Origin of the sequence: Hydrogenibacillus schlegelii (genome assembly GCF_001653195.1) — a bacterium.
GTDB classification, from domain to species: domain Bacteria; phylum Bacillota; class Bacilli; order Thermicanales; family DSM-22653; genus Hydrogenibacillus; species Hydrogenibacillus schlegelii.
In genome coordinates this window covers 19,190-45,508 of the sequence record NZ_JXBB01000045.1, presented here as the reverse complement: position 1 = coordinate 45,508, position 26,319 = coordinate 19,190, and the positions used below count along the sequence as shown (strand labels likewise).

23 protein-coding genes and 1 pseudogene are annotated in these 26,319 nt (G+C 68.9%); all 24 read right to left on the bottom strand.

The window, feature by feature from the left end; genetic code table 11:
- Positions 1 to 65: 65 nt before the first annotated feature.
- Positions 66 to 1,649 (bottom strand): DEAD/DEAH box helicase, encoded by a 1,584-nt coding sequence (locus tag SA87_RS09725; RefSeq protein WP_066202451.1) that lies wholly within the window; start codon positions 1,647 to 1,649, stop codon positions 66 to 68.
- Positions 1,646 to 2,983, bottom strand: a complete 1,338-nt coding sequence (locus SA87_RS09720) for a competence/damage-inducible protein A (RefSeq protein WP_066441813.1) — start codon at positions 2,981 to 2,983, stop codon at positions 1,646 to 1,648. Before SA87_RS09720 ends, SA87_RS09725 begins: the two co-directional genes overlap by 4 nt.
- A gap of 2 nt (positions 2,984 to 2,985) precedes the next feature.
- A complete protein-coding gene (gene pgsA, locus SA87_RS13570) occupies positions 2,986 to 3,546 on the bottom strand; it encodes a CDP-diacylglycerol--glycerol-3-phosphate 3-phosphatidyltransferase (protein ID WP_211258071.1) in 561 nt (186 codons plus the stop codon).
- The gene (gene rimO, locus SA87_RS09710) at positions 3,543 to 4,907 is read right to left on the bottom strand and encodes a 30S ribosomal protein S12 methylthiotransferase RimO (protein WP_066202447.1); all 1,365 of its coding nucleotides are present in this window, start codon (positions 4,905 to 4,907) and stop codon (positions 3,543 to 3,545) included. Before rimO ends, pgsA begins: the two co-directional genes overlap by 4 nt.
- 208 nt (positions 4,908 to 5,115) lie before the next feature.
- Complete coding sequence (locus SA87_RS09705; protein ID WP_066202445.1) at positions 5,116 to 6,117, bottom strand: helix-turn-helix domain-containing protein; 1,002 nt, start codon at positions 6,115 to 6,117, stop codon at positions 5,116 to 5,118.
- A gap of 69 nt (positions 6,118 to 6,186) precedes the next feature.
- Complete coding sequence (locus SA87_RS09700; RefSeq protein WP_066202597.1) at positions 6,187 to 6,960, bottom strand: DUF3388 domain-containing protein; 774 nt, start codon at positions 6,958 to 6,960, stop codon at positions 6,187 to 6,189.
- Positions 6,961 to 7,103: 143 nt separating this feature from the next.
- On the bottom strand, positions 7,104 to 7,352 hold the full coding sequence (locus SA87_RS09695) for a DUF3243 domain-containing protein (protein ID WP_066202441.1): 249 nt from the start codon (positions 7,350 to 7,352) through the stop codon (positions 7,104 to 7,106).
- A gap of 138 nt (positions 7,353 to 7,490) precedes the next feature.
- Complete coding sequence (locus tag SA87_RS09690) at positions 7,491 to 8,216, bottom strand: SDR family NAD(P)-dependent oxidoreductase (RefSeq protein ID WP_066202439.1); 726 nt, start codon at positions 8,214 to 8,216, stop codon at positions 7,491 to 7,493.
- Positions 8,213 to 9,166 (bottom strand): ABC transporter permease, encoded by a 954-nt coding sequence (locus tag SA87_RS09685; RefSeq protein ID WP_066202437.1) that lies wholly within the window; start codon positions 9,164 to 9,166, stop codon positions 8,213 to 8,215. Before SA87_RS09685 ends, SA87_RS09690 begins: the two co-directional genes overlap by 4 nt.
- Positions 9,163 to 10,269 carry an ABC transporter permease gene (locus tag SA87_RS09680; protein WP_066202435.1) on the bottom strand — a complete coding sequence of 369 codons (1,107 nt, stop codon included), beginning with the start codon at positions 10,267 to 10,269 and terminating at the stop codon, positions 9,163 to 9,165. Before SA87_RS09680 ends, SA87_RS09685 begins: the two co-directional genes overlap by 4 nt.
- Positions 10,266 to 11,933 carry an ABC transporter ATP-binding protein gene (locus SA87_RS09675; RefSeq protein WP_066202434.1) on the bottom strand — a complete coding sequence of 556 codons (1,668 nt, stop codon included), beginning with the start codon at positions 11,931 to 11,933 and terminating at the stop codon, positions 10,266 to 10,268. Before SA87_RS09675 ends, SA87_RS09680 begins: the two co-directional genes overlap by 4 nt.
- Positions 11,934 to 11,937: 4 nt before the next feature.
- Positions 11,938 to 12,375: pseudogene (locus tag SA87_RS09670) on the bottom strand (BMP family lipoprotein); the annotation flags it as partial.
- Positions 12,376 to 12,517: 142 nt separating this feature from the next.
- Entirely contained in the window at positions 12,518 to 14,980 is a 2,463-nt protein-coding gene (locus SA87_RS14270; protein ID WP_066202430.1) for an FtsK/SpoIIIE family DNA translocase, read from the bottom strand.
- Positions 14,981 to 15,054: 74 nt separating this feature from the next.
- Positions 15,055 to 15,294: a YlzJ-like family protein gene (locus tag SA87_RS09660; RefSeq protein WP_066202424.1), complete on the bottom strand. Its 240-nt coding sequence runs from the start codon at positions 15,292 to 15,294 to the stop codon at positions 15,055 to 15,057.
- Between the two features lie 23 nt (positions 15,295 to 15,317).
- A complete protein-coding gene (locus SA87_RS09655; protein ID WP_082910534.1) occupies positions 15,318 to 16,187 on the bottom strand; it encodes a ClpP family protease in 870 nt (289 codons plus the stop codon).
- A gap of 213 nt (positions 16,188 to 16,400) precedes the next feature.
- Positions 16,401 to 18,074 (bottom strand): ribonuclease J, encoded by a 1,674-nt coding sequence (locus tag SA87_RS09650; RefSeq protein WP_066202422.1) that lies wholly within the window; start codon positions 18,072 to 18,074, stop codon positions 16,401 to 16,403.
- A 290-nt stretch (positions 18,075 to 18,364) separates the two neighbouring features.
- Entirely contained in the window at positions 18,365 to 19,258 is an 894-nt protein-coding gene (gene dapA, locus SA87_RS09645) for a 4-hydroxy-tetrahydrodipicolinate synthase (RefSeq protein WP_066202420.1), read from the bottom strand.
- Positions 19,215 to 20,621, bottom strand: a complete 1,407-nt coding sequence (dapG, locus tag SA87_RS09640; protein WP_066202418.1) for an aspartate kinase — start codon at positions 20,619 to 20,621, stop codon at positions 19,215 to 19,217. Before dapG ends, dapA begins: the two co-directional genes overlap by 44 nt.
- A gap of 89 nt (positions 20,622 to 20,710) precedes the next feature.
- Positions 20,711 to 21,772, bottom strand: a complete 1,062-nt coding sequence (locus SA87_RS09635) for an aspartate-semialdehyde dehydrogenase (RefSeq protein WP_066202415.1) — start codon at positions 21,770 to 21,772, stop codon at positions 20,711 to 20,713.
- A gap of 145 nt (positions 21,773 to 21,917) precedes the next feature.
- Entirely contained in the window at positions 21,918 to 22,583 is a 666-nt protein-coding gene (locus tag SA87_RS09630) for a dipicolinate synthase subunit B (RefSeq protein ID WP_066202413.1), read from the bottom strand.
- A 14-nt stretch (positions 22,584 to 22,597) separates the two neighbouring features.
- Positions 22,598 to 23,476 carry a dipicolinate synthase subunit DpsA gene (gene dpsA / locus SA87_RS09625; protein ID WP_066202595.1) on the bottom strand — a complete coding sequence of 293 codons (879 nt, stop codon included), beginning with the start codon at positions 23,474 to 23,476 and terminating at the stop codon, positions 22,598 to 22,600.
- 180 nt (positions 23,477 to 23,656) lie between these two features.
- Entirely contained in the window at positions 23,657 to 23,911 is a 255-nt protein-coding gene (locus SA87_RS09620) for a YlmC/YmxH family sporulation protein (RefSeq protein WP_066202594.1), read from the bottom strand.
- A gap of 131 nt (positions 23,912 to 24,042) precedes the next feature.
- Entirely contained in the window at positions 24,043 to 24,540 is a 498-nt protein-coding gene (dut, locus tag SA87_RS09615) for a dUTP diphosphatase (protein WP_082718091.1), read from the bottom strand.
- Positions 24,541 to 24,795: 255 nt separating this feature from the next.
- Entirely contained in the window at positions 24,796 to 26,217 is a 1,422-nt protein-coding gene (locus tag SA87_RS09610; RefSeq protein ID WP_272999808.1) for a M16 family metallopeptidase, read from the bottom strand.
- Positions 26,218 to 26,319 lie beyond the last annotated feature (102 nt).

Below are 26,319 nucleotides of genomic sequence, written 5' to 3'. Positions count from 1 at the left end.
CCTTTGCCGGGTGAAAAAAATACCGACGCTCCGTCCGCCGGGGCCCGGAAGGGGCAGGCTCCGGGTCAGCTCCGGCGGGCTTTGGGCTTAGCCGGCTCGACGAAGACACGGGTGCCGAAAAGCCGCCCCTGCTTCAGCGCCTCGTAGACGAACGGCGCCGCCGATTCGCTCACTTCGACGAAGGTGAAGCGGTCGAAGATGTCGATTCGACCGATCTCTTCCGGCGTGATGCCGGCCAGCTGGCTCAGCTCGTCGACGAGGCGCTTCGGGGTGATGTTGATGTTTTTGCCGACGTTGAGGAAAAAGCGGACCATTCCGGCCTCGGCGCCCGTCTCGCCGAAGTCGTAGCCGGGGTCGAGCTCCAGGAGAAGGTCGTCCTTCAAGGCGAGGTGGACGAGCCCCCGGACGAGCTTCTCCGTGTCGTACTCGTCGAGGAGGGTCGCCGCCGCCCGCTCGGCGAGGGGATGGACCGCCCCTTCCATCGCCTCCCGCACTTCGGCGAGGAAGGCCGCAAGGCGCCGTTCGTTCGTCTCCTCCGCCGTCGGAAGGGACCGGGGCTGGATTTTCGTCTTCGCCACCTGCTCGATGACGCGAAGCTGCTTCATCTCTCGAGGCGTCACGAGGGTGATGGCGATGCCTTTTTTCCCGGCCCGGCCGGTCCGACCGATGCGGTGGACGTAAGACTCCGGATCCTGCGGGATGTCGAAGTTGATGACGTGGGAGACGTTGGAGATGTCGAGACCGCGGGCGGCGACGTCGGTGGCGATGAGGTATTCGATGCGGCCGCTTCGGAAGTCGGCCATGACTTTGTCCCGCTGGGCCTGGGAAAGATCGCCGTGGAGGGCGTCGACGAGGTACCCCCGGGCCTGAAGCTGCTCGGTGAGCTCATCGACGCCTTTTTTCGTCCGGCAGAAGATGATGCCGAGCTCCGTCTCTTCCGTGTCGAGAATGCGGCAGAGGGCGTCGACTTTGTTTTTTTCCAGCACTTTATAGTAGACCTGCTCGATCGACGGCGCGGTGACCGTCTCCCGGGTCACCTTGACCGTCTCCGGATGCTTCATGTACCGGGCGGCGAGACGGCGGATCTCCTCCGGCATCGTCGCCGAAAAGAGGAGCGTCTGCCGCTCCGTCGGGAGCGCCTTTAAGATTCGCTCGATGTCCTCGATGAAGCCCATGTCCAGCATCTCATCGGCCTCGTCGAGGACGAGGATGCGGACACCGTCCAGCCTGAGCGTCCCCCGCTCGATGTGGTCGATGAGCCGCCCCGGCGTGCCGATGACGACGTGGACGCCGAGCCGGAGCGCCCGGATCTGGTGGCCGATCGACTGGCCGCCGTAGACGGGAAGGGCCTTGACTTTCTTATATTTGGCGATCCGCCGGATCTCGCCGGAGACCTGGATGGCAAGCTCCCGGGTCGGCGTGAGGACGAGCGCCTGCACCTCCGACCGGTCGGGATCGACCCTTTCCACGATCGGGATGCCGAAGGCGGCCGTCTTGCCGGTCCCGGTCTGAGCCTGGCCGATGACGTCGAGGCCGGCGAGGATCTTCGGAATCGCTTCTTTTTGAATCGGAGACGGTTCCTCAAAGCCCATGTCGGCAATGGCTTTGAGGATCTCGGGGCTTACGCCAAACGGCTGAAATCCGTTCATTCTCTTTCTTCACCTTTCCGGTCAGGGTTCTCTCCGTCCGGTTCGGACGACGGAGCGACGGCGCGAAACAAAGCAAAAAGCGCCTGATCGGCGATGCGCTGCCGGATGAGGTTGCGATCGCCGTCGGCCCGGACGGCGAGGCTCCACACCCGGTCGGCGACGGCGAGGCCGATGTATCCTTCGCCCACCGGCCGGCCCTCCTGCGGCTCCGGGCCGGCGACGCACGTCGTCGCAAGCCCCACCTCGGCGGCCGAAAGCCGCCGGACGGCCCGGGCCATCGCCTCCGCCGCCCAGGCGGAGACGGCGCCGTGCTCGGCCAGGCCGTCGGCGTCGAGGCCGAGGACGGCGGCCTTCATCGGCGTCTGGTACGGGAGGACGCCCAGGCGGACGACCGCCGACGCGCCGGGGACGGCGATGAGGGCATCCAGAATCCGGCCGCCGGTGCAGCTTTCGGCAACGGCGAGGGTGAGCCCCTGCCCCTTCAGGCGGCCGATGACCGCTTCGGCGAGGGTGAGCGCTTCCCCTTCGCCGAAGTAGTGCCCTTTAAGCCGGGCGACGATCGCATCCATGAGCGGCTCAAGCGCCTCCGCCGCCTGCCGCTCGTCCGGCCGACGGGTCGAAAGCCGAACGAGGACGTGCCCCGGCTCGGCATAGACGGCGATCGTCGGATCCGTCTGGTGGCGGATGAGGTCGGCGAGGCGGTCGGCGACGGCGCTTTCGCCGATGCCGGCAAAATGCAAAAAACGGTGAAACAAAGGCTGAATCGTCCAGCCGCGGCCGGCAAGCCATGCCAGGAGCTCGGAGCGGGCGTACCGTTCGAACATCACCTGCATCTCCCGCGGCGGGCCGGGAAGGACGATAAAATGCGTCCCGCCGACGTCAAAAGCAAACCCCGCCGCGAGGCCGACGTCGTTCGGGAGGACGCGGCTCTCGAGGAGGACCTCTGCCTGCCGGACGTTGATCGGAAGGAGCGGCCGGCCGGTCCGCGCAAAAAACCGCCGGACGTTTTCCAGCGCCGCCCGATCTTTGACGAGGGGCCGGCCGGCAAAGAGGGCCAGCGCCTCCCGGGTGACGTCATCCTCCGTCGGCCCGAGACCGCCGGTGACGACGACGACATCGCTCCGGCCGGCGGCGAGGGAAAAGGTCGCCTGCAGCCGCTCGAGGTTGTCGCCGACGGCCGTATGAAACAAAACGTCGACGCCCGCTTCCGCCAGGCGGCGGGAGAGCCAGGCGGCGTTCGTGTTCAGCGTCTGGCCGGTAAGGAGCTCCGTTCCGACGGCGATGATCTCGCCGCGGGGGCGACCGATCGGTCCCGACGTCCCGTGCCCCGACACGGCTATGCCTCCTCCTTCGTCCCGAACAGATCCCAGTGCCCCCGCAGGTAGATCCAGCCGCTCCAGAGGGCGAGCGCCACCGACAGCCAGAACAGGACAAGGCCGGCGAAAAGAAACGCCCCCTCCGGCGCCGCGATGAGGAGCCCGACGGCGGCGATCTGCACCGCCGTCTTCAGCTTGCCGCCGCCGGCGGCGGCAATCACCCGACCCCGGACGGCGGCGAGCATCCGGAGGCCGGAGACGGCCAACTCCCGAAACAGGATGAGCACGACGCCGACGGCCGGCGCCCGGCCGTCGGCGACGAGGAGCACGAGGGGACCGAGGACGAGCATTTTGTCCACCAGCGGGTCGAGAAACTGCCCGAAGGCGGTGATCGATCCCGTCCGCCGGGCGAGCCAGCCGTCGAGCCAGTCGGTGGCGGCGGCGGCGAGAAAGACGCCGGCCACGGCCCCCCGACCGCCGCCGGAAGGCGGCGGGGGGGCGGCCAGGAGGGCGACGACGACGACCGCCAGCCCGAGGCGAAGGAGGGTGATCCGGTTCGGCCAAGGGTTTTGCACCGTCACCCGCCCACCGCCCGGTCCGCCGGCGATCGGTCGCCCGTCGCTTCCGGAACGTAGACGCCGGCGAGGTCGTAATCGAAGGCGTGGGTCACCCGCACCGGGACGATGACGCCCGTCGGGCCCGCATAGCCGCTCACGCTGATCTCCCCGTCGACTTCCGGGGCGTCGTACGGCGTCCGGCCGTAGGCGACGCCCGCCTCGGCATCCAACCGCTCGATGAGGACCGGGACGACCCGACCGATGCGGGCGGCATTTTTCTTCTGCGTGATCGGCCGCTGATGTTCGATCAGCCGAAGCGCCCGGGCTTCCTTGACCGCATCCGGCACCGGGTCCGGGTACGCCGCCGCCGGCGTCCCGTCCTCCGGCGAGTACGTAAAGACGCCGACCCGGTCGAGCTCGACGTCGCTCAAAAAGCGAAGAAGCGCCTCGAAGTCGTCCTCCGTCTCGCCGGGGAAGCCGACGATGAACGACGAGCGGATGGCGACGTCCGGCAGGACCGCCCGCACCCGCTCGATGAGCCGCCGGACGTCGGCGCCGCCGTGGGGCCGCTTCATCGCCCGAAGCAGCCGGTCGACGCTGTGCTGGAGCGGCATGTCGAGGTACGGCACCACCGTGCGGCTCTCCGCCATCGTCCGGAGCAGCGCTTCCGTGAGGGCGCCCGGGTAGACGTAGTGAAGGCGGACCCACTCCAGCCCCTCGATCCGGTCGAGGGCCCGAAGGAGGGCCGGGAGCATGAACCGCCGCTCCGTATCGAGGCCGTAGCTGGAGAGGTCCTGGGCGATGAGGGACACTTCCTTCACGCCCCGGGCGACGAGCGCCTCGACCTCCCGGACGATCGACGGGATGCTCCGGGACCGGAGCCGGCCCCGCATGAGGGGAATGGCACAGAACGTACAGCGATGGTTGCACCCCTCGGCGATTTTCACGTAAGCGCTCGGCCCCGGGGTCACCCGGCGGCTTAAGGCTTCGTAGCTGATCGCCGGATGGCCGACGAGGACCGGCCGCTTCCCGGCCAGAGCCGCCTCCACCGCCTCGACGATGCGGTCGAAGTCGCCGGTCCCGACGAGCCCGTCGATCTCCGGCATCTCTTCGAGGAGGACTTCCTGATACCGCTGAACGAGGCAGCCGGTGACGATGAGCGACTTCAAGCGGTCCCGCTTGAGCTCCGCCGCCTCGAGAATCGTTTGGATCGACTCTTCCTTGGCGAGGTCGATGAAGCCGCACGTGTTGACGACGGCGACCGTCGCCTCCCGGACGTCGTCGACGAGCACGTATCCCCGCCGCTCGAGAAGATCGGCCATGATCTCGGAATCGATCCGATTCTTCTCACAGCCGAGGGTGACGATGGCCACTTTTTCGCGCATCCCGAGGCCTCCAGCCTGAGGGTCTATGATTCAGTATAACGAATCCGTTCTTCCGCTGTCAAAAAAGACGCATGCCCCGTCCGGCACGGGCACCGGATCGGCATGCGCCCTTCGCGATCGAGCCGGCCGCCGGCGCCCGCGATCTTCCCGAAACCCAAGCGGTCGGCGGCCAGGGATAAGCGCTCCGCGTCTTCGGCAAGCCGCTTCCCTACGGCGTCCCGCCGGCCTCCGTCCCCGGCGGAACCAGGGTGACGTCGACGCGATAGGCGTCCGGCTTCCCGGCCAGGGAAAGCGTCGTCTCGCCAAAACGGAGGTCAGCGTTTTGCGTCCGCCCGAGGAAAAAGTAAAGTCGCGTCGCCGAGCCGGCGTCGATCGGCTGCTCCTTGCCGCCTTTCAGCGTCCCGGTGAAGACCACCCGGCCATCCTTCCCGCCGGCGCGCACCTCCACCCACACGTCGCCGCGGGCGGCGACGACGACGGCGTTGAAGGCCGGCGCCCGGAGGACGTAGCGGGACGTCTTTCCGACCTCCTCTCGAAACTCCAGAACCGGCGCCGAAGGTTTCTCCCCTCCGCCTTCCGAGGAGGCGCCGGGGCCGCCGCTCGGGGGGAGGCCCGTCGACGGCGGGGCTTCGACCGGCGCCGGTCCGCTCCCGCCGGAGCCCCCCGCGCCGCCGGAGCCGGCGCCCGAACCCGCTCCGCCAGCCGGCGCGCCCCGGTCGGCCGGGCCGCCCGCCCCCGAAGAGGCGGCGTTTTCGTCGGCGGGCAGGCGGCTTTCGACCTTCGGCTCGGGCTGGACGTCCGGCGCGGTGCCGCCGAGCGGCGGCCGGCCGGCTTCGCTCAAGAACCGGTAGATGATGAGGAGGACGAAAAAGAGAAACACCGCCATGAGGAGCCGCGCGACCCACGGTCCGAATAGGGGCCGCCTCGGCACCGGCTCGCTCCGCCGGAGCGGCACCTCCGGCGGCGCCTCTTCCACCGGCGGGAGCTCGTCGGCGTGTTCCCGGAGAAGCGCCTCTGCCTCCAGGCCGAGCGCTTCGGCGACCCGCCGGACGAACGCCCGGGCGTAAAACGCTCCCGGAAGCTTATCCCATTCCCCGGCCTCCATGTAGGCGAGATAGCGCTTTTGAATCTTCGTCCGTTCCTGCAGCGCCTCCAGGTCGAGCCCCTGCGCTTCCCGCGCCCGCCTCAAACGCTCGCCGAGCCCCGACACGCCATCACCGCCTTCGTCTCGTCGTTCCGCTGGCCGTCCTGTTCGGCCCGTCCATCGCCCGCCGATCGCCTAAAAATCGCCGCTTCGCTCCCGGAGTTCGTGCAGGCTCGTCGCAATCGCCTCGCCGGGGTGGGTGCGGATCTCGATCACGTAGTCGAAGTCGTTCCACGTCCATTCGGTTTCGTGCACGAGCACGTCGGGATGTTCCACAATCTTCGGTCGCGGCGAGCGCAGAAGCTCTCGAACGAACGCCTGGTGCTCTTCCGTCCCGCGGTAAAACGTCACCATCGCGTCGATCAGGTAGACCGCGTCGGCGTCCCGCTCCATCGGAAGGAGACTCGTCCGCATCGTCTGCCGAAGGAGCGTCGATGAGACGACGATCCATCGCTTTCCGGCGTAGACCGACGCCGCCACCGCCGCCTCGGTCTTCCCGACCCGCGGCGACCCGCGAACGCCGATGAGCGGCGCCGGTTCATGCTTTAAAATTTCCCCTAGAAAATCGACCAGAAGCCCAAGGTCGTCCCGCAAAAAGCGAAACGTCTTCCGATCCCGGGCGTCTTGCTCGACATAGCGGCCATGCCGGATCGCGAGCCGATCGAGGAGCGTCGGCCGGCGGAGGGCTGTCACGGTGATGTTGGGCATAACATGCAAAAAACGCGCAAGCAGTTCCAGCTTCTCCTCATCGGCGCACTCGATGAGGAGCCCCCGACGCCGGGCGTCGACGCCGCTGATCGTATGAATGTTGATCGACAGCATCCCGATGAGCGACGCGACATCGCCCAAAAGCCCCGGCCGGTCGACGGCGATGTGATACTCGAGATACCAGATCGCCTCGTCGGGCATCGACATCGCTCCGCATTTCTTTTCTTTAATTCTACATTCTACACGACGCGGCGAGACGGTGTAAAGACGAAAACCGTCGAACAGACGGAAGCCCCTCCCAACCGGAGGGGCCTTCACCGAAGCGTTCCGCTTTGTCCGGCCGCTCAGTGACGCTTGACGTACTTGACGATCAGGTTCGCCAGCGCCTGCTGCTCCGCGTCGGTGCCGACTTTCCACAGCTCGGCGAGCAGGCGCTGTTCCGGATTCTTCGGGTCGACGGACTGGGCGAGAAAATCGCCGATCTGGTGGGCGATGTTCTGAATCGCCTGATCGGGCACGCCCGCCGCCTCGGCCTGCTCGATCCGATCCCGCAAGAAAGAGGTCCACTGGCCGAAATCATTCATCAACCCCATCGTTTCACCCCTTTCCCGGCCGGCGTCATCCCTCAGTATGCCCCGGCCGGGCGCCGGCATGCAGAACCGGCCGCACGAGATGCGAAGCGGCCGCCCCCTGCGGCGGGCCCCGCATCGGTTCGGCCGCGCCCTCGCCCCTTACGGCCAGCCGCCGCTTACGCCGATCACCTGAGCGGTGAGGTAATCGCCGGCGTCGAGGACGAGAAAGCGGACGAGGGCGGCGACGTCTTCCGGCGCGCCGAGGCGGTGCGCCGGGATCGCCTCGACGAGGGCCGCCTCCTCCTCGGCGCTGAAGACTCCCTGCACCATCGGCGTCGCCAGCGCTCCGGGGGCGACGGCATTGACGCTGATGCCGCTTCGGGCGAGCTCCTTGCCGAGGGAGCGGACGAGGGCAATTTGGGCCCCTTTGGCGGCGGCGTAGGCCGCCTCCCCCGCGGCGCCGACGACGCCCCAGATCGACGAGACGAAGACGATGCGGCCGAACCCCCGCCGGCGCATCGGCGGCACGAGCCTCCGGACGATGAGGTAGGCGCTCCGGACGTGGACGTCGAACAGGGCGTCCCAGACGTCCGGCGGCGTCTCCGTGATGAGGCCGTAATGGGGAAAGCCGGCGGCGTGAATGAACACGTCCGCCGGCGGAAGGGCCTCGACGGCCGAAAGGAGCGCCGCCCGGTCGGCGAGATCGATCGGCCAGACGTCGGCACGGGCGCCCCGGGCGGCGAGCTCCGCCTGAAGCGCCCGGAGGCGGCCCAGATCCCGCCCCTGCAGGATGAAGTCGCCGGCCTCGGCGAGGGCCCGGGCGACGGCCCGGCCGACGGCGCCGCTCGCCCCCGTTAGGAGGATGAGGTGCCGCACCGGCCTCATCTCGCCTCGTCCGTCCGGCCGAGGGCCGCCGGCGGCGTCGAGCGAAAGGCCAACCCGGCCAGAACGAGAAGGGTCAGCGCATACGGCAGCATGTAGATCACTTCCGTCGGGATCGCCCGGGCCCACGGCGAAAGCTGGACGACGTTCTTAAGCCCCGTCGCCATGCCGAAAAAGAGGGCCGCCGCCGCAGCGCCGAACGGGTGCCAGCGGCCGAAAATCATCGCCGCGAGGGCGATAAACCCCTGCCCGGCGATCGTCGCATGGGAAAAATTCCCGGTCGTCGTGAGCGCCACCGTCGCCCCGCCGAGGGCGGCGATGGCGCCGCTGGCGACGACCGCCCCGTACCGGAGGCGCCGCACCCGGACGCCGAGGGTCTCCGCCGCCTCCGGGTGCTCCCCCACCGCCCGGAGTCTGAGCCCGAGCGGCGTGTGGTACAAAAGCCCGTACGCGCCCCCCACCGCCAAGGCGGCCAGGTACGTCGTCGGATACTGCCGGAAAAGCGCCGACCCCACCACCGGAAGGTCGGCGAGCCCCGGGATCGCCACCCGGGAAAGCATCCCTTCCCGAAGCGTCGGCGTCTGGCCGGCGCCGGCGAAAAAGAGCTTGACGAGAAACAGGGACAGCCCGGCGGCGAAGAAATTCACCACGACGCCGCTTACGACGTGATCGGCCCGGTACGTTACCGTCGCGGCGGCGTGGACGAGGGCCAAAAGCGCCCCCGCGAACATCGAAAGGAAAAGGGCCCCGTAGGCGCTCGCCGGTCCAAACCCGAGCCGCTCCAGAGCGTACGCCGAGGCCGCGGCCAGAAAAGCGCCGCCGGTCATGTACCCTTCGAGGGCGAGGGCGATCACCCCCGCCCGCTCGGAAAGAAGCCCGCCGACCGCGCCGAAGACGAGAGCGGTGGAAAAAACGAGGGTGATGTCGAGAAGCTGCCCGAACGCCGCGCTCATCGTCCCGCCTCCTCGCCCCGAGCGTTCCGCCGTTCGACCCGCCCCAGGCGTTCCCGGAGCCCCCGCGTGAGGTTTTGGGCGGCGATGAAAAAGAGGATCGCCGCCATCACCACCCGGGCGAGCTCCGGCGGCACGCCGACTTCAAACTGCATTCCGGCCGCCCCGCCGGAAAGGGCGGCAAACAAAAGCGCCGCCAGCGCCGTCCCGAGGGCGCCGGCGCCCCCCAAAAGCGCCACCGCGATGCCGTCAAAGCCGGCGGCGGGAAGCGTCGGCGAAACCGTCCAGTAGCCGTAGACGCCGAGCACCTCGATCGCCCCGGCGAGGCCCGCCGGCCCCCCGGCGAGGGCCATCGCGGCGACGACGAGCCGCCGGTCCTTCATTCCGGCCAGGGCGGCGGCCACCGGGTTCTGGCCGACGGCCCGGAGTTCAAAACCGAGGCGGGTCCGGTGCAGGAAAAAGGCATACCCCCCAAGGAGCGCCACCGCCAGAAAAAAGCCGTACGAAAGCCGGGCGTGTGCGAAAAGATCCGACAGCCACGGCGCGTCGATCCGGGCCGTTTCGGCGACGGTGCGCGTCCGCTGCCGGTTGGCCGGATCGGCCAGGCCGAAGCGGATGAGGAGGTTGACGCCGTAGAGGGCCACCCAGTTCAGCATGATGGCGGCGATCACTTCGTTGACGCCCCGGTACGCCCGGAGGGTGCCGATGAGGGCGCCCCAGAGGGCACCGGCGGCGGCGCCGAGAAGAAGCCCGATCACCGGCTGCACGACCGGCACCGGCGGAAGCCCGATGCCCGCCGCCGCCGCGGCGAGGGCCCCGAGGGCCATCTGCCCCGGCGCGGCGATCGAAAGAAGCCCCGCCCGGTACGCAAGCGCCACCGACAGGCCGGTCAGCATGAGCGTCGTCGCCTGGCGGAAGGTCTCCCCGGCGTTGTACGGGCTCCCGAAGGCCTTCATCGCCAGCGCCCGGTAGGCGGCAAGCGGATCGAAGCCGCCGAGGAGCATGAGCCCCGCCCCGACGATGAGCCCGAAGACGATCGCGAGCCCCGCATCGGCGGCCGACGCGGAAAAGAGCGCCGCGACCGAAGGCCGCGTCCCCCGCCTCATCGTCCGTCCCCCGCTTTCTCTTCATCGGTCCGGTCGGCGCCGCCGTGGCCGGCGACCTCCTGTCCGGCATCGTCTCCGGACCCGACCTCGCCGCGGCCGGCGCCCCCTCGCCGGACCGCATCGCCCCCGGAGTCGCCTCGGCCGGCATCGCCGTGCCGGACGTCGCCCCGGCCGGTCATGTACAGACCGATCGTTTCTTCATCGGCCGCTTCCGGGGCCAGTTCCGCCACGATCCGGCCGCCGGAGAGGACGCCGATCCGGTCGGCAAGGGCGAGGATTTCGTCGAGCTCAAACGAGATGAGGAGCACCGCCGCACCGGCGTCCCGAAGCGCGACGAGCGTCCGGTAGACGTGGGCCTGGGCGCCGATGTCGAGGCCGCGGGTCGGCTGGAAGGCGACGACGACCGCCGGCCGGCGGGCGACCTCCCGGCCGATGATGAGCTTTTGCTGGTTGCCGCCGGACAAAGCCGCAACCGGCACGGCAAGAGACGGCGTCCGAACATCGAACCGTTCGACGATCTCCGCCGCCGCCCTCCGGATCGCCGCGGGCCGAAGGATCCCCCGCCGGACGAACGGCGGCCGGTCGTAGCGGGTGAGGATCGCGTTTTCCGCGACGGACATCGCGAGCACGAGCCCCTCCCGATGGCGATCCTCCGGGATGAGGGCCATCCCCCGCTCGAGAAGGGCCTTCGTCGGAAGGCCGAGGATCGGCTCGCCGAAAAGGCGGACGTCCCCTTCCGCCGACCGGCGGCCGAAGAGGACCTCGACGAGGGGGCGCTGGCCGTTCCCGTCGACGCCGGCCAGGCCGTAGATCTCCCCCGCCCGGAGGGCGAGATCGACGCCGGCGAGGGCGTCCTGTCCCGTCCGCCGCTCCCGCACGGCCCGAAGCTCGAGCACGACCGGGCCCGGCCGGGCCGGCGCCTTCTCCGGCGCGAGGCGCACCCGACGGCCAATCATCTTTTCCGCAAGGAGTCCCTCGTCGGCGCCGGCGGCGGGGAGCGTGTCGACGACGCGGCCGTGGCGGAGGATCGTCACCCGGTCGGCGACGGCGAGCACTTCTTTGAGCTTATGGGTGATGAAGACGATCGCCTTGCCCTGACCGGCGAGCCGCTTCAGGATGGCGAGAAACTCCCGCACCTCCTGCGGCGTGAGCACCGCCGTCGGCTCGTCGAAGATGAGCACGTCCGCGCCCCGGTAAAGGATTTTTAAAATTTCCACCCGCTGCTGCATCCCGACGGACAGCGCGCCGACCCGGGCGTCGGGGTTGACGGCGAGGCCGTACGCCTCGGTGAGGGCCCGGACGGCCTCCCGGGCGGCCCGACGATCAAAAAGGAGCCCTCGGCGCGGCTCCGCGCCGAGGACGACGTTTTCCGCCACCGTAAACGGCGGGATCAATTTAAAATGCTGGTGCACCATGCCGATGCCGAGGCGATAGGCAACCTCGGGAGAATCGATCCGGACGGGCCGACCGCGAAAGCGGATCTCGCCGCCGTCCGGACGAAGGAGGCCGGTGAGGACGTTCATGAGCGTCGTCTTGCCGGCCCCGTTTTCCCCCAGAAGGGCGTGGATCTCCCCCGGATAGAGGTCGAGGCTCACGGCCTCGTTGGCGACGAAGTCGCCGAACCGTTTGGTGATGCCCCGGAGCGAGACGATCGGTTCGGCCATCGGCTTACTCCTTCGGCACGGTGATCTCGCCGTTTAGAATCTTCGCCTTGAACGCCTCGACGTCCCGCAGCACCTCCGGCGGAAGGTGCGGGTTGTCCGCCGGAAGGCCGACGCCGTCTTCTTTGAGCCCGAGCACCGTCACGCCGGGGGTAAACGTCCCTTCCATCGCCTGCTTGGAGACGGTGTAGACGGCGACGTCGACCCGCTTCAACATCGAGGTGAGCGTCACCTCCGGGCCGAGGTCCCGCTGGTCCCGGTCGACGCCGATGACCCAGACCGCCTCGCCCCGCTTCCGCCGCTCCTTCGCCTCGCTGAAGACGCCGTCGCCGGTCTGGCCGGCGGCGTGAAAGACGATGTCGGCCCCTTGGTCATAGAGCAACGCGGCCGCCGCCTTCCCCTCATCCGGCTTGTTGAAGGCGCCGGTGTAGGTTCGGCCGATCTCAACGAAAGCATTATACCCGAGCGACCCGCCGTCGCCAAACGCGACTCGGCCCGCCGCCCGCGCGGCCCGCCCGCACCGCCGCCCCCATCCCGTCCGACGACGGAGCGCCGCCGGACGAAAACGCCGGCGCGGCGGCCGGCGGTCACGAGATGAACCGGTCCGGGATTCGGTCGACGAGCACTTTTCGGGGCTTGGCCCCTTCGTAGGGGCCGACGATGCCGTGCCGTTCCATGAGGTCGATGAGGCGGGCCGCCCGGGCGTAGCCGATGGCAAACCGCCGCTGCAGGAGCGAGACGGAGGCCGACTTCGTCTCGACGACGAGGGCGACGGCCCGGGGAAAGAGCTCGTCGTCCACCGCCTCGCCCGCGTCGTCGGGTTCGTCTTCCGTCAGGTGCTCCGCGTACGCCGGCCGTCCCTGCTCGGCGACGTACCGGACGAGGGCTTCGATCTCCCGATCGCTGACGAAGCAGCCCTGCACCCGGATCGCCTTCGCCGCCCCCATCGGCAGATACAGCATGTCCCCCCGGCCGAGGAGCTTTTCCGCGCCGGCCATGTCGAGGATCGTCCGGGAGTCGACCTGCGACGAAACGCCGAAGGCGATGCGGGAGGGGATGTTCGCCTTGATGACGCCGGTGATGACGTCGACCGACGGCCGCTGCGTCGCGAGAATGAGGTGGATGCCCGCCGCCCGGGCTTTCTGGGCCAACCGGGCGATCGATGCCTCGACGTCCTGAGCGGCGACCATCATGAGGTCGGCGAGCTCGTCGACGATGACGACGATGTACGAAAGCGGCTCCCCGGAGACGGCGTTGAACCGCTCGATGTCCCGGACGCCGGCGGCGGCAAACCGCTCGTAGCGAAGCTCCATCTCCTGGACGATCCGCCGGAGGACGACGGCGGCTTTTTTGGCGTCCGAGACGACCGGCGTCAGCATGTGGGGAATCGGGTTGTAGACGGTGAGCTCCACCATCTTCGGGTCGATCATGACGAACTTGACGTCGTCCGGCGTCGCCTTGTAGAGGATCGAGGCGATCATGGCGTTTAAGCTCACGCTTTTGCCGCTCCCGGTGGCACCGGCGACAAGAAGGTGCGGCATCCGGCCGAGGTCGGCGACGATCGGCTCGCCGGTGATGTCCCGACCGAGCGCGAGGGTGAGCTTCGAGCGGGAGCGCTGGAAGGCCGGGCTTTCCAGCACCTCCCGGAGGGTGACGACGGCGATGTCATCGTTCGGCACCTCAATGCCGACGGCGGATTTGCCGGGGATCGGCGCCTCAATGCGGATCCCCCGGGCGGCGAGGGCGAGGGCGATGTCGTCGGCGAGGCCGACGATGCGGCTCACCTTGACGCCGGCGTCCGGCTGCACTTCAAAGCGCGTCACCGCCGGTCCCCGATGCACGTGCACGACCCGGGCGCCGACGCCGAACGTCCGGAGCGTCTGCTCAAGCTTCTTTGCGTTTTCGGCGATGCTCCGGCTCTCTTTTGCCGTCGCCCGTCGGGGCCGGTCGAGGAGCTCGACGGGCGGGAGGGCGTACGGCCGGGACAGCGGCCCCTCCCCGGCGGCGGGCGCCCCTTCGCCGGCGGACGCCTCGCCCGCGCCGGCGTCATCGGCCGACGGAGACCGGCTCCCTCCGTCCGGCCGGGCGGCGGGCCCGCCCCGGTCGCCAGGCCCCGGCCGGCCGGCTTCGCCAGAGCCGGCCGCAAGACCGGCCTTCGCCGCACGGCCGCCGGGCGCCGCTTTGTTTTGGGCATCCCCGGCGCCGGGCGCTTCCCCGCCGGCCGGCGCGTCGACCGCGCCACCGGCGCCGGCCGCCTCTTCCGCCACCCGGTCGACGAAATCGCTGATCCGAAGCATCCCCTGACCGCCCGCCTCCGGCCACCAAACGGCCGCCTCCCCCTCCGCCGAAGGGCCGCCCGCTTCGACCGAAAGCGCACCGTCCGCCTCGGGCCCCGCCTGAGGCGCCGAGGGGGCCGGCCCGCCCCGGGCGAGGGCCGGCCGCCGCTTCCGCCGCGCCGCCTTAAGACGCCGAAGCCCGAGGCTCAGGCGCCGTTTGAACGGGATGACGACGGCCTTGACCGAAGTCCCGGAGAAAAGGAGCAGGCCGGAGACGGCGATCAGCCCGCCGAAGATGACCGTGCCGTAGTAGCCGAAAAGGTAATAAAACGCCGTAAACAATAGGGCGCCGATGATCCCGCCGCCGGCGGCCGAAGGCACCCCGCCGGCCGCCTCGAGGGCAAGCCGGTGAAACGTCTCCCGGACGATCGACGGCTGAAAAGCGCCGTCGGCCGAAAGCCGCGTGAACAGCTCCAGATGGGAAAAAAGGAGCAGGTCGGCATACAGGAGCAAAAATCCCGCCGTCCGCGGGTGGTCGAGGCGCGGCGGACGCCGGCGGATGAGGGCATACAGCGCCCCGACGATAAGGACCGGCGGCACGACGAACGACCAGTTGCCGAACAGAAAGCGCAAAAAAAGGCGCAGCGCGCGCCCGACAACCCCCCACGATTCGCTCAGGGCCAGCACCGAAAGACCAATGATCAGAAGCGCCCCGAAGTCGAGGCGCAGCTCCCGAAGGAGCCGCCGCTCGTTTCGTCTGGCTTTTTTGCCCATCGCCTTCGCTCCATGACCAAACTTTGCTTTCCATTATAGCAGATCACGGAGCGGGGCGAAATCGGCCGGGCGACCTACGGCGCCCAAGCGCCGTCGAGGGCCGCGCTCAGGCGGAGGACGGTCCCCGGCCGGAGATGGGGGTTCAGATATTCGAGCGCCACCGGGCTCGTGTACCGGACGACCTCAAAGCGGCCGGAGCCGAGCGGGCGAAGTTCGAGCTGCCGGAGGCCGTCCGACAGACGGACGGCGTCGTGTTTCATCGTGGAAAACCCGGCCCAGACGATCTCGGGCGGATAGAGGGCATCGTACAGCACCGGTGCCCCTCCCTTCCCCAGCGCTACTGAACGTACGGTCCGGCCGGCGGTCCGTCTCCCGGCGCGCGGTCCGGGCCGGCCGACCGGGCGCGCGCCGGCACGCCCGGCCGGGAGGACGGCGGCGAACGCCGGCCGGCCTCCGCCTCCGGCATCCAAGCGGCCCCCTCCCGGGCTTCGGCGATCAGCGCCTTGAGCTTCCCGAGCGCGTCGCCGAGACCGCCGAGGGCGTCGATGAGACCGTAACGGACGGCGTCTTCGCCGACGACGTTCGTGCCGACGTCCCGGGTGAGCTCCCCGGTTTTGAACATGAGGCTCCGGAGCGTCCCTTCATCGATCCGGGAGTGTTTGACGACGAAGCGGATGATCCGCTCCTGCATCTTGTCGATGTACTCGAACGTCTGCGGCACGCCGATGACGAGACCGTTTAAGCGGATCGGGTGGATCGTCATCGTCGCCGTCTCGGCGATGAAGCTGTAGCGGGCGGCGACGGCGATCGGAACGCCGATGGAGTGCCCGCCGCCCAGCACGAGGGCGACCGTCGGCTTGGTGAGGGAAGCGATCATCTCGGCGATGGCGAGCCCCGCCTCGACGTCGCCGCCGACGGTGTTCAGGATGATGAGCACGCCGTCGACGTCGGGGCTTTCCTCGGCGGCGACGAGCTGTGGAATGAGGTGTTCGTACTTCGTCGTTTTGTTCTGAGGTGGAAGGGCGATGTGCCCCTCGATCTGCCCGATGATCGGCAGGGTGAAAATCCGGCCGCCGGCCTTCGGCACCGCCGGCGTCCCGAGCGCCCGGAGGGCGCTTAAGATGTCCTCGGCCCCCTGCGTCCGGTGCGGCGGGTTTTCCGGCGGCGACGGCGCGGCCGGCGCTTCGGCCGGCCCCGGCGCTTCCACCGACGTTCCGGGCCCGTTTTCCTGAGCCGGATCGGCAAAGCCGTACGCCCACACCGGCGGCCCTCCATGCGCCACGTCCTCACCCCCTCCTTCTTAGCATGCCCGAAATGCCCTTCGTATGCCCGAAACGCCGTCGACCGGCGTCACAAAAAACGCCCCGGGCGCACCCGGGGCTTTCCTCGGACCGACGCCGGCAAACCATATGTGCAGATTTTACACTTCCATGATGATCGGAAGAATCATCGGCCGGCGGCGGGTCTGTTCGTACAGAAAACGGCTGAGGGCATCTTTCACGTTGTTTTTCAACGACGACCAGTCGCTGACGTTTTCCGTCATCAACCGGTTCAGTGTGTTGGTGACGATGCGGGTGGCTTCTTCCATCAGCGGCTCGGACTCCCGGACGTAGACGAAGCCGCGGGAGATGATGTCCGGGCCGGAGAGAATCGTCCCTTTTTGCTTGCTGAGCGTGACGACAACCACGAGGATTCCGTCCTGGGATAGAAGCTTTCGATCGCGCAGCACGATGTTCCCGACGTCGCCGACGCCGAGGCCGTCGATGAGGACCTGCCCGGCGTTCACCCGCGGTCCGAGGCGGGCAACGCCGTTTTGAATCTCCACCACATCCCCGAGGTCGAGGACGAAGATGTGGTTTTTCGGGATGCCGACTTCTTCCGCCAGCAGGGCATGTCGCCGCTGCATGCGGTATTCGCCGTGGATGGGGATAAAATACTTCGGGCGGATGAGGTTGAGCATGAGCTTCAATTCTTCCTGGCTGCCGTGGCCCGAGACGTGCACGCCGGTCTCCGACGCCGGACCGTAGATCACTTCGGCGCCGAGGCGGAACAAGGCATCGATCACCCGGGCGACGAACCGCTCATTCCCGGGGATCGGCGTCGCCGACAGGATGACGACGTCGCCGGGCAGGATCGAAAGCGTCTTGTGGGCGCCCCGGGCCATCCGGGCGAGGGCCGAAAGGGGCTCCCCCTGGCTTCCCGTCGACAGGACGACGACCTGCTCCGGCGGGAGCTTCGTCGCCTCTTCCGGCTCGATGAGCCTCGCCTCGTCGAGCTTGAGATAGCCGAGCTCCCGGGCGATGCCGACGACGTTGACCATGCTCCGCCCGACGATGGCGACCTTCCGGCCGGTCAGCTCTGCAGCGGAGAAAATTTGCTGAATGCGATTCACATTGGAAGCGAACGTCGCCACGATGATGCGGGAGCGGGTTTGCTTGAAGATGCGCTTTAAGTTTTCCCCGACCCGGCGTTCCGATCCGGTGTAGCCCGGCCGCTCGGCGTTCGTGCTGTCGGAAAGGAGCGCCAGCACGCCCGACCGTCCGAGGTCTGCCATTTTCTGGTAATCGGCGTGCAGACCGTCAACCGGCGTCTGATCGAACTTGAAGTCGCCGGTATGGACGACGACGCCCTCCGGCGTCGTGAGCGCCACGCCGACGGCATCCGGGATGCTGTGGTTCACCCGGAAAAAGGTGACGAGGATCGATCCCAGCCGAACGACCGACTCCGTCGTCACCGGTTGGAGCCGCGCCTGCGACGCGAGCCCCGCTTCCTTCAGCTTGATCCCGACGAGCCCGAGCGTAAGCCGCGTGCCGAAGACCGGAACATTGAGCTGCCGAAGCACGTACGGGACGGCGCCAATGTGATCCTCATGCCCGTGGGTCAGGACGATCCCGCGCACCTTATCCCGGTTTTCCACCAGGTACGAGATGTCCGGGATGACGACGTCCACGCCTAGCATCTCATCCTCGGGGAACTTAAGGCCGGCGTCGATGACGACGATGTCGTCCCCGTAGCGGACGACGTACATGTTCTTCCCGATTTCCCCGAGGCCGCCCAAAGCAAAAATCTGGAGCTTCTGGCCGCTTCTGGCCACCGCAACGCCTCCTGTTCGTTGCGGTTGCCGTCACCAGGCTCAGCAAAAAGGGAAGCCGCACCATCCACACTTGAGATTCATTATAGGCGGCAGCGGCGCAAAAGTAAAGCGCCGGGCCCGTGCAAAACGGCGCGACCGAGGCCGGGCGAGACCGGCGAACGGTTATGTACCGGGACGCGCCGGAAGCCGGAACGCTCCGGGCTCCGGCCTCCGGCGCCCCCACGGATCGACGGCGGCGCCCGGACGACGGGGGCTGGCGGCCCGCGCATCCGGTCGGACGCCGCCGACGCTCAGGCGACGAGGGCGGCTTCGCCGAGCACCCGAACGAGGAGGGTCCGGAGATGATTCCTCTCCTCCGCGTTCAGCGGGACGAGGGGCAGCCGGAGCCCCCCGACCGGGAGCCCCGTCATCGCCAGGGCGGCCTTGACCGGCGCCGGGCTCGCGGTGAAAAATAGCCCTTCAAAAATCGGCAGATACCGCCGGTGAAGCGCCGCCGCCCGGGCGACCTCGCCGGCCAAAAACGCCTCAATGAGCTCCTTCAGCGCGTCGCCGACGATATGGGCGGCGACGCTCACGACGCCATGGCCGCCGATGGCAAGCAGCGGAAGAAGCATCTTGTCGTCGCCGCTCAAGACCTGAAAGCCTGGCCGCGCTTCCTCGAGGATGCGGGCCATCTGGGTGAGGTCCCCGCTCGCCTCCTTCACCGCGACGATGTTGTCGATCCGGCTCAGGGCGATGACGGTGTCGGCGGCGAGATTGGCCCCGGTTCTCCCCGGGACGTTGTAGAGCATGATCGGAAGCGAGGTGGCCTCGGCAACGGCGCGGAAGTGTTCGTACAGCCCCCGCTGGGACGGCCGGTTGTAGTACGGCACGACGAGCATGACGCCGTCGACGCCGAGGGCTTCCGCCTCCCGCGTCAGCCGGATGGAGGCCGCGGTGTCGTTCGTGCCGGTGCCGGCGATGACCTGCGCCCGGCCGGCGGCCCGGGCCTTGACCCGCTCGAACAGGGCGAGCTTTTCCGCCTCGGTAAGCGTCGGCGACTCGCCGGTCGTCCCGGCGACGACGATCCCTTCCGAGCCGTGGGCGATCAGATGGTCGACGAGCCGGTCGACGGTCGGCCAGTCGATGGCGCCGGCATCGTCAAACGGCGTGACCATCGCCGTGATGAGCCTTGGAAACGGCATGGTGAACCCCCGCCTTCCCGGTATCGATTGCGGCCTGAGCACCGGCGCCCGGCCGGGCGCCGGAAAGATCGGCGAAAGCGGCGCGCTCGGCCGCAGGCCGGCCGGAACTTCGGACGCCTTCCGCGCCGGAGGGGCCGCCGCCCGCTTCGTCCCCCTCGCCTAAGCGAAACGCCCGGTGCAGCACCCGGACCGCCTCGGCCATCTTGTCTTCCCGCACGAGCACCCAGATCGTCGTGTGGGAGTCGGCGGACTGGAGGATCTCGATGCCGGCCGCGGTGAGGGCCGACACGATCGTCGCCATGACGCCCGGCCGGCCGGCCATGCCGGCACCGATGACGCTCACCTTGGCGCAGCCCGGCGTGACCGCCGGCCGAAACCCTTTCGCCTCCAGCAGGGCCTGGGCCCGCGGCGCGTCGGCGGCCCGGACGGTGTAGACGACGCCCCGGGGAAAGACGTTGATGAGATCGACGCTGATGCCGTTTTCGGCCATCGCTCCGAATACGGCCATCGGCAGCATCGGATCGACGCCGTCCACCTCGACCCGGATCTGCGTCACCCCCGGCGTCTGGGCGATGCCGGTGACGACCCGCTCCCGCACCGCCGCGGCGCCGGAGAGGGCCGGGGCGGCGATCAAGGTGCCGGCATCGGCGGACATCGTCCCCCGGACGCGGATCGGGATGTTCTTCTGCATCGCCAGCTCGACCGCCCGGGGGTGGATGACCTTGGCGCCGAGGTAGGCAAAGTTGGCCACCTCGACGTACGTCATCGTCCGGATCGGCCGGGCTTCCGGCGCAATCCGCGGATCGGCCGTCATGACGCCGTCGACGTCGGTGAAGATTTCGATCGCCCGGGCTTCGAGGGCGACCCCGAGGGCGGCGGCCGTCGTGTCGGAACCGCCGCGCCCGAGGGTCGTGATCTCGCCGTCGGCCGACTGCCCCTGAAAGCCGGCGACGACGGCGACGTGGCCGAGGGCAAGAACGTCCCGGACCCGCTCGGGCCTCAGGCCGACGATTTCGGCCCGGGTAAAGTGATCGGTCGTCACGATCCCGGCCTGGCCGCCGGTGAGGACGGTGTTCGGGATGCCCGCCTCCCACAGGGCCTGCGCGAGGACGGCGGCCGAGATGATCTCGCCGGTGGAAAGGAGGAGATCCCGCTCCCGCGGAGGAAGAAGCGTCCGTTCGCCGCCGACGAGGTCTAGGAGCGTGTCCGTCGCATACGGATCGCCCCGGCGCCCCATGGCCGAGACGACGGCGACGACGCGGAACCCTTCGCCGAGGGCCCGCCGAATGTGCTCGATCACCCGCCGGCGCCGCTTTTCGTCGGCGACGGACGTTCCACCAAACTTTTGCACAATGATGTCCATCTCCGGTCTCCTTCCTCCCCGATTCCGGCCGGGCGACCGGGAACGAAGGACGATCCCCAAGCGCGGCGGCGATCGACCGGCGGATGCGCCTACCGGTCGCCTTCCGCCGCCGGAACGCGGAGAAGCCCCTTTTCCTCGAGCGTCTCGGCGATCTGGACCGCGTTCCAGGCGGCGCCTTTGACGAGGTTGTCGGCGACCACCCACAGGTGGACGACGTTGGGCCGGAAGAGGTCCCGCCGGATGCGGCCGACGTAAACGTCCCGCTCGCCTCGGACGAGCATCGGCGTCGGATACCGCTGCGCCGTCGGGTCATCCCAGACGACGACGCCCGGCGCCGCCCGGAGCGCCTCGACGACGTCTTCCATGGAGGCCGGTGCTTCCTCGAGTTCGACCGTCACCGCCTCGCTGTGGCCGACGGTGACCGGCACCCGTACGCACGTGGCGGCGACTTCCAGCGCCGGATCGCCGAAAATCTTCTGCGTCTCCCGCACCATCTTCATCTCTTCAAACGTAAAGCCGTTCGGTTCAAAACGGTCGATCTGCGGGATGACGTTGTCGGCGATCGGGTATTTGACCGGAAGCGAGGCGACCGGAAGCACCTCCGGGACGAACCCTTCCCCTTCGAGCCACCGGCCGCTTTCGAAGCGCAGGGCGTCGACCGCCCGCCGGCCGGCCCCCGAGACGGCCTGGTAGGTGCTCACGACGATTCGCCGAAGACCGTAGCGCTCCCGAAGGGGGGCCAGGGCGACGACCATCTGAATCGTCGAGCAGTTCGGGTTGGCGATGAGCCCCCGGTGATCCGCCAACGCCTCGGCGTTCACCTCCGGAACGACGAGCGGGACGCGGTCTTCGAGACGAAAAGCGCTCGAGTTGTCGACGACAACCGCCCCCCGCCGGACGGCTTCCGGGGCGAGGGCCCGGCTCGTCTGGCCGCCGGCGCTGAAAAGAGCGAGATCGACGCCGGAAAACGCCTCCGGCGTCGCCTCGACGACGGGCACCTCCGCCCCGCGAAAGGCGACCGTTTTCCCCGCCGAGCGGGCGGACGCCATCGGCACCAGTTCGGCAATCGGCAGGGTTGAGCGTTCCAGCTCGGCGATCATCGCTTCGCCGACGGCGCCGGTCGCGCCAACGACGGCTACGCGATAGGCCATCGGTTTCTCTCCCCTCGTTTTCTTTTCATTCTACCGCGAGGGCTGCCGCCGCTTCAACCGCCTTCGGCTGCAGAGACGCCTGAAAGACGCCTGAGCCGCCTCCCGCTAAAGGGAGGCTTCGACCGCCTTTTGCGGCAGGAACGCTTCAACCGCTTTCCGCTGCGGTGCCGGTTCGACCGCCTTCCGCGTGAGCGATCGCTTCCATCGCTTTCGGATGAAGCACGAGAAGCGGTTGCAGCTGCCGCCCTTCGAGGGCCGCTGCCACCGCCGGGACGAGGAGGTCCATTCGGGCGACGAGAGACGTCGGCTTGCCGAGCGGATCGTCCTGGCCGAAGGGGACGAAGTAGACGTTCCGGGCGACGAGGAGCTTGGCGATGTTCTGAGCGTTCAGGCCGAGGCCGTCGTTGGTCGAGACGGCGAGGATGACCGGTCGACCGTTCCGGAGCGTCGCCTTGGCGGCCATGAGCACCGGAGAATCGGTGATGGCGTTCGCGAAGCGGGCGAGGGTGTTTCCGGTCATCGGCGAGATGACGAACGCGTCGAGCGTTCTTTTCGGCCCGAACGGCTCGACCTCTGGGATCGAGCCTCGGATGCGCTCGCCGGTGATCGCCTCAAGCCGGGCGACCCAGTCGTCCGCCTTGCCGAAGCGGGTGTCCGTCGTGAGGACCGTATGCGTCGCCACCGGGATCACCCGGGCGCCGAGCCGAACGAGCGCTTCCATCGGGCCGAGGACTTCCGCATACGTGCAGTGGGAACCGGTGATGCCGAAACCGATCGTCTTGCCGTGGAGCATGGCGGGGTCGGCGGTCATCGTCGTCGCTCCTTTCAGGGCTTTTGGGCGGCGATGAGGCGGGTGAGCACGTCCGCGAGGATCTTGCCGGCGGTCTTCGGCGCGACGAGCCCCGGAAGAGACGGGGCCAGAAGCGCCCGGATGCCCCGCTTTTCGGCAAAGAGAAAATCCGTTCCGCCGGGCGCCGAGGCGAGGTCGAGGATGAACGCCGACGGCTTCATCTCCGCCAGCACGTCCGCCGTGAGGATCGGCGCCGGCACGGTGTTGAAGACGAGATCGACGGGGCGTATTTCCGACCGAAGGGCGCCGAGGTCCAACGGCTCCAAGCCCATCTCGTACGCCCGGGCGAGCGCCTCCGGCTGCCGGGCAAAGACCCGAACCCGAGCCCCGAGGGCCCGGAGGCGGGGCGCCAGCGTCATCCCGACGCGGCCGAAGCCGATGACGGCGGCGTCGCTCCCGTGCAGGGTGATGTCGGTATGCTGGATGGCGAACATGATCGCCCCTTCGGCGGTCGGCACGGCGTTCAGGATGGCCACGTCGTCTCGATCGAACAGGACGACGAGAGGGAGGCCGAATTTCATCGCCTGCTCCCGGAGGTACGGCCCGGCGATGCCGGTGTAGAGCACCGCCCCCCGGAGGGCGCGAAAGTGCGCTTCTCGCAAAAGGAGCGGCTTCGGGCTGAAGAGCGACTCGACGGCGCCGTCTTCGCCGATCCCCTTGGCGGGGAAGATGACGGCGTCGAAGCCGGCAAGCGTCTCCGGCGCCAAATCGACAAGCCGCGTGCCCGGAAGCGGCGCGTGAAGGTTTTCGTAGCCGGCAAGGCACACCGCGGCGTCCCGTTCGACCAGCGTTCGGGCGATCGTCAGCTGCCGGGCGTCGCCGCCGACGATGAGCACGCGTTTTCCGGTCAACAACATCGCCGTCCCCTTCCTTTGGTCCCGACGAAAAAAGGGTGCAGCGTGACGCTGCACCCTTACCGTATGATGAAGCCGCCCAATCGGTGCCCGGCCGAAAAGGCGCCGCCCGCCTCGCCTCCGCCCCGACGCCGGCGGGGCCGCCCCGGACGAACCGAGCGGGCGACCCGGGCGACCCGATCAGCCGTACGCCCGCGCCCGGGCCGGCCCCAGTTCGACGATGACCATCTCCGGCCCGATCGTCCGGATCGCCGCCCACGGGATGGCGATCTCGCCCCGGGCTTTCCGCCAAAACCCCCGCCGTTCCGGAAGCAGGATGGCGGCGATGGCGCCATCCTCCGGATCGACGACGAGATCCGCCTCGTGGATCATCCCGAGGCGCTCGCCGGTCGAAAGATCGATGAGTTCCTTGCCGCCGAGTTCGCTCATCCGCATGCCCCCACCCCCGCCCGCCGGCATTCCGGTTCCGTCCCGTTTACGGCGGTTTTTTCTGGGCGCTTCCTTCCCTAGGCATATGCCCACGAAGCCGGCCCTATGCGAGGAAGGCGGCGATCGCCGGTGCGGCGTTACCGCCGCTCGTCCGTCCGAAAGCCGGTCGAGCCGAACCCCCCTTCGCCCCGGGCGGTCTCCTTCCGGGCTTCCGTCCAGAAAAGGGCCGCCCGGTACACCGGCATAAAAAGAAGCTGGGCGATCCGCTCGCCGTCTTCGACGACGACGGCTTCCTGCGGATTGATGTTCGTCATGAGCACCTGGATCTCGCCCGTATAATCGCTGTCGATGACGCCGACGGCGTTCGCCATCGTCAGCCCCCGACGATACGCCTGCCCGCTCCGCGGGAAGATGAGGGCGACGACGTCCGGCCGGGGGATGTCGAGGGCGATGCCCGTCGGCACCCGCACCCGCTCAAACGGGCGGATCACGAGGGGCTCGTCCAGGACGGCCATGAGATCGAGGCCGGCGGCGCCGTCCGTCGCGTAAAACGGCAACCGTCCTTCTCGCGGCCGATCCGGCCTGAGCCACCGGACGCCGACGGAAAGCGGCGTCGTTTGCCGATCGGTTTCCACGGTGGTCGCTCCTTTCGCCCAGAAGAACCCGTTTCACTTCGAAGATCCCGGCGCCGGTCTTCTCCCAACGTCCGATCCGTTGCCCCGATGATCAGGTTCGTTTCCGACCGTAAGGCGACCCAGGGCGACGTCATCCACCGAAGCTTCGGCCTCGAAAGAGAAATCGACGCCGACGTAAGCCCGAAGCCTCGGATGCCGGCGGAGCCCTCCCCCCGGTCAGACCCGACCGCGGCCGGCTGGCGCCTCCGCCGTCGGTCAGACCCAACCGTGGACCGACCCCCCCGCCGCCGATCCGTCCCGAACGCGGCGGGCGTGCCGTCTCGCGGCCCAAGAGGCGCCGCCGCGCTCGGCGCCGGCGACGGCCGGCCCGACCCAGGCTCGGCCGACGGGGCGAAGGAGCCGGTGCGCGAGCTTGCGGACGGCGTCCGTCGACACGGCCCGGTACCGGGCCATGACCGTCTCCGGGTCCGGGTGCCGGCCGAGGTAGATCGCCTCTCGGGCGAGGCGCTCGAGGCGGGCCTCCGTCGACTCGAGGTCGAAGGCGTAGCCGGCGATGAGGGTCCGCTTGGCCGCCTCGAGTTCCTCCTCCCCCGGGCCCCGCTCGATCAGAGCGCGGATCTCCTCCGCAATGAGCGCCTCCACCCGCGCCGCCCGTTCCGGATGCATGGCGGCATAAACGGCGAGATAGCCGCTGTCTCGAAACGCCGCCGTATACGAGTAGATGTCGTAGACAAGGCCTTCATCCTCGCGGATCCGCTGAAACAACCGCGCCGCCATCGATCCGCCGAGGAGCCGGTTCAGCACCGCCCAGGACGGACCGTCGGGATGGCCGGCTCGAAGGCCCGGATAGACGAGGACGAGGTGCCCCTGCTCCAGTTCCCGCCTCGTCCGGTGCCGCCGCCCGCCGGCAAAGGGCGGCTCCTTCGGCTCCTCCTCCGGGGCCGGCGCGCCCGCGCCGTCGGCCGTCGGCGCCACCTCAAACGCCGGCCCATTCGCCCTGCCGGAAGCCGCCGACCCCGTCTCGGGGGCCGGAGGGCCCGTCTCGCCGTCCGGCCCCTGAATTTCGCCGGCCGGGGCCCTCCCCGCGCCCGCCTCACCGAAAGCCGCAAGGCGCGCCGCCGCTTTTTCGATCGCCGCCGCCGAAACGGCGCCGGCCAGGACGGCCACCGTCCGCTCGGGACGGTAAAACCGCCGATGCAGCCGGACGAGGCACGCCCGGTCCGCCGCCCGGACGACCGACCGACGGCCGAGGACCGGCCGACCGAGAGGATGCGTTCCGTAGGCCGCGGCCGCCGCCAGCTCGTGGACGAGATCGTCGGGGGCGTCTTCGGCGGCGCGGATCTCTTCGAGGATGACGTTTTTTTCCTTGATCAGCTCGGTTTCCGGAAAGGCCGGTCGGGTGACCATCTCCACCAGGAGATCGAACGCGTCGAGGAGCACCTCCGGCAGCGCTTTCACGGTGTAGGCGGTGTATTCCTTCGTCGTGTACGCATCGACCTCGGCACCCAGGCGGTCGAAGGTGAGCGCGATCTCTCGGGCCGTGCGGGATGACGTCCCCTTAAAAACCATGTGCTCGATGAGATGCATCAAGCCTGCCTCGTCGTCCGCTTCGTCCCGCGAGCCGGCGACGATAAACAGGCCCGCCGAGACGGAGCGGGCCGCCGCCTCACGGTCGATGATCAGCCGAACGCCGTTCGGGAGAATGCGCCGTTCGACCAGCGCCGCCCGCCTCCTTTCTCAATAAAACAAAACCCCCCGTCGCGGGGCGCCGGACAGGGG

What these genes read in the sequence shown, in the direction of transcription:
- SA87_RS09630 (WP_066202413.1), bottom strand. Translation starts at nt 22,583, where the DNA reads ATGACCGCCGACCCCGCCATGCTCCACGGCAAGACGATCGGTTTCGGC.
- SA87_RS09700 (WP_066202597.1), bottom strand. Translation starts at nt 6,960, where the DNA reads ATGCCCGACGAGGCGATCTGGTATCTCGAGTATCACATCGCCGTCGAC.
- SA87_RS09635 (WP_066202415.1), bottom strand. Translation starts at nt 21,772, where the DNA reads ATGGCCTATCGCGTAGCCGTCGTTGGCGCGACCGGCGCCGTCGGCGAA.
- dapG (WP_066202418.1), bottom strand. Translation starts at nt 20,621, where the DNA reads ATGGACATCATTGTGCAAAAGTTTGGTGGAACGTCCGTCGCCGACGAA.
- SA87_RS09725 (WP_066202451.1), bottom strand. Translation starts at nt 1,649, where the DNA reads ATGAACGGATTTCAGCCGTTTGGCGTAAGCCCCGAGATCCTCAAAGCC.
- SA87_RS09690 (WP_066202439.1), bottom strand. Translation starts at nt 8,216, where the DNA reads ATGAGGCCGGTGCGGCACCTCATCCTCCTAACGGGGGCGAGCGGCGCC.
- SA87_RS09695 (WP_066202441.1), bottom strand. Translation starts at nt 7,352, where the DNA reads ATGGGGTTGATGAATGATTTCGGCCAGTGGACCTCTTTCTTGCGGGAT.
- SA87_RS09680 (WP_066202435.1), bottom strand. Translation starts at nt 10,269, where the DNA reads ATGAGGCGGGGGACGCGGCCTTCGGTCGCGGCGCTCTTTTCCGCGTCG.
- dapA (WP_066202420.1), bottom strand. Translation starts at nt 19,258, where the DNA reads ATGCCGTTTCCAAGGCTCATCACGGCGATGGTCACGCCGTTTGACGAT.
- SA87_RS09620 (WP_066202594.1), bottom strand. Translation starts at nt 23,911, where the DNA reads ATGCGGATGAGCGAACTCGGCGGCAAGGAACTCATCGATCTTTCGACC.
- rimO (WP_066202447.1), bottom strand. Translation starts at nt 4,907, where the DNA reads ATGCGCGAAAAAGTGGCCATCGTCACCCTCGGCTGTGAGAAGAATCGG.
- SA87_RS09685 (WP_066202437.1), bottom strand. Translation starts at nt 9,166, where the DNA reads ATGAGCGCGGCGTTCGGGCAGCTTCTCGACATCACCCTCGTTTTTTCC.
- SA87_RS14270 (WP_066202430.1), bottom strand. Translation starts at nt 14,980, where the DNA reads ATGGGCAAAAAAGCCAGACGAAACGAGCGGCGGCTCCTTCGGGAGCTG.
- SA87_RS09675 (WP_066202434.1), bottom strand. Translation starts at nt 11,933, where the DNA reads ATGGCCGAACCGATCGTCTCGCTCCGGGGCATCACCAAACGGTTCGGC.